We start from the raw sequence: 6,930 nt of genomic DNA, 5'->3' as shown, positions 1-6,930 counted from the left end.
GGGTCGGCGTATCAAGATTTCGGGGGCTCAGTGGGATGAGAGTAACGTCCCACAAGTCTTGAAGCATCGGTGTGCCTACCTCAACGGGCAATTTTCAACTTGAGTCTTACAAAACTGAGATGCACTCAACTGGCTTTCGATGCTTTGCTCTCAGTATAATTATTTATTGGCAGATCGCTTCAATTGGTACGAAAAAAATCGATCTCCAGTAAATGCCTGTCCTCTTGTTATTTGTCACCTTCCTCAACTAAGAAACAATCCTGACTATTACAGCCAAAAGAAAACTTTACCCAATCTCAAAAAGACTCACCCTTGGTACAAGGATATACACTCCCAAGTACTCCAGGATGTAGTAAAAAGAGTAAAATTAGCTTTTGATCGATTTATTAAGGGAGATAGTAACGGAAAGCGAAGTGGAAAACCTAGATTTAAAAAACAACACCGCTACCGTACGTTTACCTATCCTCAAATGAAGGAATGGTGCTTGGAAGGCAATGTAATTAACCTACCTAAAATAGGTAAAGTAAAGGTTGTACTACATCGCCCTATCCCTGATGGATTCAAGATAAAGACTGCTTCTGTTACTAAAAAATGTGATGGTTATTACCTGATATTATCCCTAGAAGACAAGACAATCCCCGAAATTAAGCCTGATATTAATCTTGACTTAATAGTTGGCATTGATGTTGGTCTTAAGGAGTTTTTGACCACTTCTGACGGGGAGTCTGTTGAAATTCCCCAATATTACCGAAAGGCTCAGAAAAGATTAAGGGTTATTCAAAAGCGGGTCTCTAGACGGAAGAAAGGAGGAAGTAACAGACTTAAAGCTATCAAACAGCTCGGTTTACAGCATAAAAAGGTAGCGGACAAGCGGAAAGACTTCCACTTTAAAACCGCCAATTACTTGCTGTCAAAATATGATGTGGTTGCTCACGAAAAGCTAAACGTCAAAGGACTTTCAAGATCCCGATTGGCTAAATCTGTGTTAGATGCTGGGTGGTCAAGCTTTCTGACAATCCTGACAAGCAAAGCCGAGAATGCTGGCTTGTTGGCGGTTCCAGTAAGTCCCAAAAATACTTCACAGAATTGTTCCAATTGCGGTAAAAAAGTTCCTAAAAAGTTGCATGTACGATGGCACGATTGTCCTCATTGTGGGTGTAGTCTCGATCGTGACCATAATGCAGCAATAAATATAAAAAACAGAGCGGCAGGGCAGTCCGTTCTTAAAGCCCAGCGCCTCCTAAGGGATGCCCGGATTGGCTGGGAAGCCTACACTGAACTCAAAGAGTCAGTGTAGGAGCTGTCACGAGCGATGACTGTCACAATTACCGCAGCACATAGCCTGGAAGAATTTCTGAAGCTCCCAGAAACAAAGCCAGCCAGGGAATACATCAACGGCGATATTGTCCAGAAGCCAATGCCGAAAGGAAAGCATAGTCGATTGCAGCTCAGGCTATGCAATAGTATCAACGAAAACACAGAAAGCCAGAAAATTGCTTATGCCTTCCCAGAGTTGCGCTGTAGTTTTGGCATACGCTCTATTGTACCTGATATAGCGGTTTTCAAATGGTCACGAATTCCGTTTGATGCCCATGGGGAAGTTCCCAATGATTTTTTATTGTACCCAGATTGGATAATTGAAATCCTTTCTCCAGAACAGAGTTCAAATCGGGTAATTGGCAATATTCTCTATTGCTTACAACATGGTTGTCAGCTATCTTGGTTAATTGATGCTGCTGATAGGTCTATTTTAGTGTTTCGACCGGGTCAAGAACCAGAATTGTTACTAGGTAGCAATCACCCTTCTGTATTAGAGGATATTAACCTAGAGTTAACAGTAGATCGTATTTTTGGTTGGCTGAAGATGTCAGGTAATTAGCTAAAGGTAAGCATTCAGCTAATGCGCTACGCCCACGCTACGCAAACAGCTTATGTGCTACGCACACGCTACGCGAACAGCTTATACGCTACGTCCCAACGTCGTTCGCACAGCGTGGCCATTCGCGTAGCGTGGCCAAAGGCCAAGGCCAAAGCCTGTGCCACGCTACGGGAATGGCTGACGGCTGACAGCTGATGGCTGAATGCTTATGAATGCTTATGATTGGCTGAAGACACAAACCCCAAGATACCATTTACAAATTACCAAATTGTTGTCAGATCTAACACAAATCCTGGCAAGACATCTTCCCCAGACATAGTATCAGGATTGTTGAGAATTTCTACAGCTTGATGGGGACGATAAATTTCAGTCTTTCGCTGTTTTCGGTTAATCAACCAGCCAAGTCTTGCCCCGTTTTCCATGTATTCTCGCATTTTGGCACGGGTTTTCTCTAGGGAATCGCTAGGAGACATTAACTCTACTACGAAATCGGGACATATCGGGGCAAATCTTTCTTGTTCAACCGGGGTTAAAGCATCCCAGCGCTCTTGCTGAACCCAAGACGCATCAGGAGAGCGGTCTGCACCATTGGGAAGTGTAAATCCAGTGTTAGAGTCAAACACTTTACCCAGATTGTTCTGGCGACTCCAGGCTTTGAGTTGATAGATTAAATCAGCATTTCGTTCACCTGTGGTGCTACCTGTAGGTGACATAATAATTAATTCTCCAGTAGCAGTGCGCTCAAATCTTAAGTCGCTGTTGTCGTGACAGAGTTGCCAGAATTGTTCGTCGGTTAAGTCCAGTTTTAATTCTAGAGTAGGGGGTAAGGAGATAGTGGTAGTTTTCATGAAAACTGTCTATAGCACTACGCGCTACTGTTAGGACAATACTATGATAGAATAATGAATATCAGAATAATTGTAAATAGTATGCCTGCACCCTATAGTTACGATTTGCGTTCAAAAGCGATCGAAGCCGTTAAACGAGGAAAAAAAAAATAGAGGTAAGCCGTTTTTTTAAAATTAGTAGAAATACCTTGGACCTCTGGCTAAAAAAAGAAAGAGAAACAGGAGACTATCAAGCTAGTCAACCTGTAGGAGTAGGAACTGTCCCCAAAATTACCGACCTAGAAAAATTTCGAAAATTTGTCGAAGAACATAGTGACAAAACCCAAAAACAGATGGCTGAAATTTGGGGAAATAACGTGACACAACAAACTGTTAGTTATGCCATCAAAAAACTGGGGTTTACGCGCAAAAAAAAACTTAGGGTTACCGAGAACGAGATGAGCAGAAAAGAGAAGAATTTATCAAAAAGCTGGAGGAAATAGAAAACACCAGAAAAGTTTATGTAGATGAAGCTGGATTCGATAATAGAGAGGATTACCCCTATGGCTATAGTCTTAAAGGACAAAGATGTTATGCTCTGAAGTCGGGAAAAAGAACAGAAAGAGTGAGTTGGCTATCTGCCTTAAAAGAGAACCAATTATTGGCTCCTTTAACTTTTGAGGGTTCATGTAATAGAAATTTATTTGAAAATTGGTTAATACACTGTTTAATACCTAACTTAGATTCAGGAGATATTCTTATTATTGACAATGCCAGTTTTCAGAAAGGAGAATAGATCAGAGAAATTGTTGAAGAAGCCGGATGCGAAATTTGGGATTTACCAGCTTATTCACCAGATTTGAATAAAATAGAGAATTGGTGGGCTGTTTTAAAAACATGGATGAAACAAAGAATTATTGAATTTGATACTGTACGAGAATGTGTAGATGCAGCGTTCAAAAAATGTCCTAATGTATGCGCGTAGTGCTATAACTCTTGAAAGTTGGTTTATTTTAATTCTAAGGGATGCCTTAAAAGTGAAATTAACGATTACGGCTTCTTCAGTAACTAGTAAGCTAAGTTAAATCTTAAAATAGGGAGTAGGGAGTAGTTTTTGAAGAGACTTAAAGGTTAAAGGGAGCCCATTTAAATGAAGACAGGCTTATACAGCATTTTTCATAACTATGAGCTAAACAGGATTTTTTCCCTCTTCCCACTTCCGACTTCTCTGTTCCCTGTTCCGGTGATCCGCTGTTCCCTGTTCCCTAATACTTAATAAAATTAAACCTGAAATCCCATAGCCTGAAGTCCCTGACGAAGACGCTGAGCTTCAGCTGGGTTATGGGTTTGGTGAAGTGCGATCGCTTTTTTAAAGGCCGATAAACTCTGATCAACGTTGCCCAGTTTAAGCCAAACCACTCCCAAGTTTTGATAAGCCTCTCCATACTCTGGGTTGAGTTGAATCGCTTGCTGATAGGATGCGATCGCATTTTCCATCTGACCCAAAGCCTTCCAAGTCATGCCCAGATTATTATGTCCAAGGGCAAAACTTGGGTCTATCTTCACAGCCATTTCATAAGCAGTTTTGGCGTGATTCAACTCCCCTGCTTGTAACAACAAACTGCCCAAGTTATTGTAAGCTCCTAATTTCAACTGGGGCAAAATCGGTTGTTGAATCGCCTGTTGATAATGTATTGCTCCTGAATTAAGCTCTCCTTGGCGAGTATAAGCATTCCCCAGATGGTAGTGCAGTTCAAATAATACCGCTGGCTCTAGCTTAGTGCTAGTTAAACCACGCTTGAGTAACTCCACACCCTGGTCTACTTGATTATTTTGAATATAAAGCGCCCCGAGTTTACTACACACATAAGCATCAAACGGATGACTAGCCAGATAGCCTTCCATCGCCGTAAGGGCTCTAGTCAACTTATTGCGTGATGCGATCGCATCACGGCTATAACCGTAGTGTAAGATTCCCACCTGGGATAGAGACACCACCTGCCATTGGGGTTCTCGTTGTAACACTTGCGCTACAGTATCATCAACCATAGCATGATAGGGGCGAGAAAAGCGAATATCTGGGTGATAGCGAAATAAACGGGACACCAGAGAATAGGGAGATTGAGTAGCACCCACTTCTTGCCGGACTAGATTAATAACTAGATAGGAACTATTTTGGATAGCCTGCTTGATTTCCGGTACAACTTCCGGTTTCAACACTTCATCAGCATCCAACACCAGCACCCATTCCCCTTGCACATACTTCAACGCCTGATTGCGAGCAGCTGCAAAATCATTGCACCATTCAAACTGTTCAACTTTAGCGCCATAGCTTTGCGCCACCTCAATCGTCCGATCCGTTGAACCTGTGTCTAGGACGACCATCTCATCCACTACATCCTTGACACTATTCAAACATTGTGGTAATGATTCTTCCTCATCTTTAACAATCATGCATAGGCTAAGCATGGGATCAGTCATTAGGTTAGAAGGTTAGGAGGTTGAAGGTTAGAAGGTTAGGAGGTTGAAGGTTAGAAGGTTAGGAGGTTGAAGGTTAGAGGGTTAGACGGTTAGAGGGTTAGACGGTTAGAGGGTTAGACGGTTAGGAGGTTGAAGGTTAGAGGGTTAGACGGTTAGAGGGTTAGACGGTTAGAGGGTTAGACGGTTGTTCCCGTAGCGTGGCCGTTCGCGTAGCGTGGCCTAAAGGCCGAAAGGCCAAGGTTGAAGATTAGAGCGTTAACAATTGAAACCTGGATTGATAACCTTCAACCTTCAACCTTCAACCTTCAACCTTCAACCTTCAACCTTCAACCTTCAACCTTCAACCTTCAACCTTCAACCTTCAACCTATAAAATCACCAATATCAAACTGTAACCGAAGCTTGAGGTCGAGCAAAAATCATCCTACCTGCTGAGGTCTGCAAGGCTGAGGTAACAATAACTGGCAGTTCAACACCCATGTGTTTATACCCTTCTTCTACCACTACCATTGTCCCATCATCGAGATAACCAACTCCCTGGGTAGGTTCTTTACCGCCCTTAAGGATTTTCAGCTCTAGGATGTCACCCGGTAGATACAGAGGACGCACGGCTTGGGCTAAATCATTGACATTCAACACTGGCACCTTTTGGAGCTTAGCCACTTTACTCAAGTTGTAATCATTAGTTAAAAGAGTGCCATTAATTTCCTGGGCAAAACGTACCAATTTGGTATCTACAGTTTGTAGGTCATCGTAATCAGCGGAATGGATCACCAAGCGTTCTGGGTAAACAGCTTGCATCCGATTTAGGATATCTAGCCCCCGCCGTCCCCGAGTTCGCTTCTGATCATTGGCAGCATCGGCAAGTTGCTGCAATTCTAGTAAGACAAACTGGGAAACCAGAATTTGGCCTTCGATAAAACCCGTCTCAAGCAGTGCTTCGATCCGACCATCAATGATACAGCTAGTATCTAAAACTTTACTCGAGGCTGGTTTGAGTGTGCCTTCTGCCACTAAAACTGATTCAAGGCTGTTAGGATTGATCAGCTGCAAGAAGGTGCGACCATGGGTATCAGCTAGACTAATCCCCAAGAAGGAAAACATCACACTTCCTAAAATGGCAGTCAGGGGTTTGATGAAGGAAAATTCAGAAGGGATGGGGAGTAAGAAAATTGGCGCTAGCATCAAATTAGCTAACAGCAGTCCCAGGATCAGACCAATAGCCCTGGTCAAAATTACCTCAATCGGCATTTTTCGCACTTGGGCTTCTACCCGACGGTAAGTTACTTGGGCCATTAATCCTAGCGCTAGTCCGATAATGGCACCAAAGCATGCAGTAGTCGAGCGTAACGCTGTCAAATTGCTGACTTGATCTTGCACATGACCGGGTAGCAATTCCACACTGTCGAAGCCTATGCTTGCTGCTGCTATGATAAATAAAAGTATAATGACGAAGTCAAGCATTCTTCCTTTCCAATTGGTTTTGTAGTTGTTTTTTTAGGAAAACTTTTAAAACGATTGCATAAACTGTCGTCAACCTGATAGTCAACAACTATATTTAGTATATCGTTTACATCGCTGTATTTTCTGATACGACTTAGCTCCAGTAAACCATTGAATTGCCTAGGCTAACCGAGGAATAGCTTGGGCAATTCTATGGGCTGGAGTTATCTGCTCAAGGGAGTTACAGGGTTCCTACTGTTGACTATTCTTAAGTGGGTAATCTCGCTCCGGAGGAGATTGA

General features: G+C 42.7%; 7 protein-coding genes and 1 pseudogene. 5 read left to right on the top strand and 3 right to left on the bottom strand.

Going from position 1 to position 6,930, the window contains the following annotated elements; genetic code table 11:
- Positions 1-139: 139 nt before the first annotated feature.
- Genes F6K46_RS28230 through F6K46_RS28220 form a run of 3 tightly spaced genes read left to right on the top strand, consistent with a single transcriptional unit; the run spans position 140 to position 2,074 of the window.
- Positions 140-1,297 (top strand): transposase, encoded by a 1,158-nt coding sequence (locus F6K46_RS28230; protein ID WP_293063313.1) that lies wholly within the window; start codon positions 140-142, stop codon positions 1,295-1,297.
- Between the two features lie 15 nt (positions 1,298-1,312).
- Positions 1,313-1,879, top strand: a complete 567-nt coding sequence (locus tag F6K46_RS28225) for a Uma2 family endonuclease (RefSeq protein WP_075904122.1) — start codon at positions 1,313-1,315, stop codon at positions 1,877-1,879.
- A gap of 21 nt (positions 1,880-1,900) precedes the next feature.
- On the top strand, positions 1,901-2,074 hold the full coding sequence (locus tag F6K46_RS28220; RefSeq protein ID WP_293063316.1) for a hypothetical protein: 174 nt from the start codon (positions 1,901-1,903) through the stop codon (positions 2,072-2,074).
- 65 nt (positions 2,075-2,139) lie between these two features.
- Here the strand turns inward: F6K46_RS28220 and F6K46_RS28215 are convergent, their stop codons facing one another.
- Positions 2,140-2,727: a Uma2 family endonuclease gene (locus F6K46_RS28215; RefSeq protein ID WP_293063317.1), complete on the bottom strand. Its 588-nt coding sequence runs from the start codon at positions 2,725-2,727 to the stop codon at positions 2,140-2,142.
- An 81-nt stretch (positions 2,728-2,808) separates the two neighbouring features.
- On the opposite strand from F6K46_RS28215, the pseudogene F6K46_RS28210 reads away from it, so the two are divergent.
- A pseudogene (locus tag F6K46_RS28210) lies at positions 2,809-3,691 on the top strand (IS630 family transposase).
- A 296-nt stretch (positions 3,692-3,987) separates the two neighbouring features.
- Here the strand turns inward: F6K46_RS28210 and F6K46_RS28205 are convergent.
- Entirely contained in the window at positions 3,988-5,187 is a 1,200-nt protein-coding gene (locus F6K46_RS28205) for a tetratricopeptide repeat protein (RefSeq protein ID WP_366510782.1), read from the bottom strand.
- 262 nt (positions 5,188-5,449) lie between these two features.
- Between F6K46_RS28205 and F6K46_RS28200 the strand changes: the two genes are divergently transcribed.
- A complete protein-coding gene (locus F6K46_RS28200) occupies positions 5,450-5,581 on the top strand; it encodes a hypothetical protein (RefSeq protein WP_293117567.1) in 132 nt (43 codons plus the stop codon).
- Here the strand turns inward: F6K46_RS28200 and F6K46_RS28195 are convergent.
- Complete coding sequence (locus tag F6K46_RS28195; RefSeq protein WP_075904118.1) at positions 5,571-6,650, bottom strand: PIN/TRAM domain-containing protein; 1,080 nt, start codon at positions 6,648-6,650, stop codon at positions 5,571-5,573. The two genes, F6K46_RS28200 and F6K46_RS28195, sit on opposite strands and share 11 nt — an antisense overlap.
- Positions 6,651-6,930 lie beyond the last annotated feature (280 nt).

It is taken from the genome of Moorena sp. SIO3E8 (assembly GCF_010692445.1).
Classification (GTDB): Bacteria; Cyanobacteriota; Cyanobacteriia; order Cyanobacteriales; family Coleofasciculaceae; genus Moorena; species Moorena bouillonii.
This window is presented reverse-complemented; position numbering and strand designations above follow the sequence as displayed.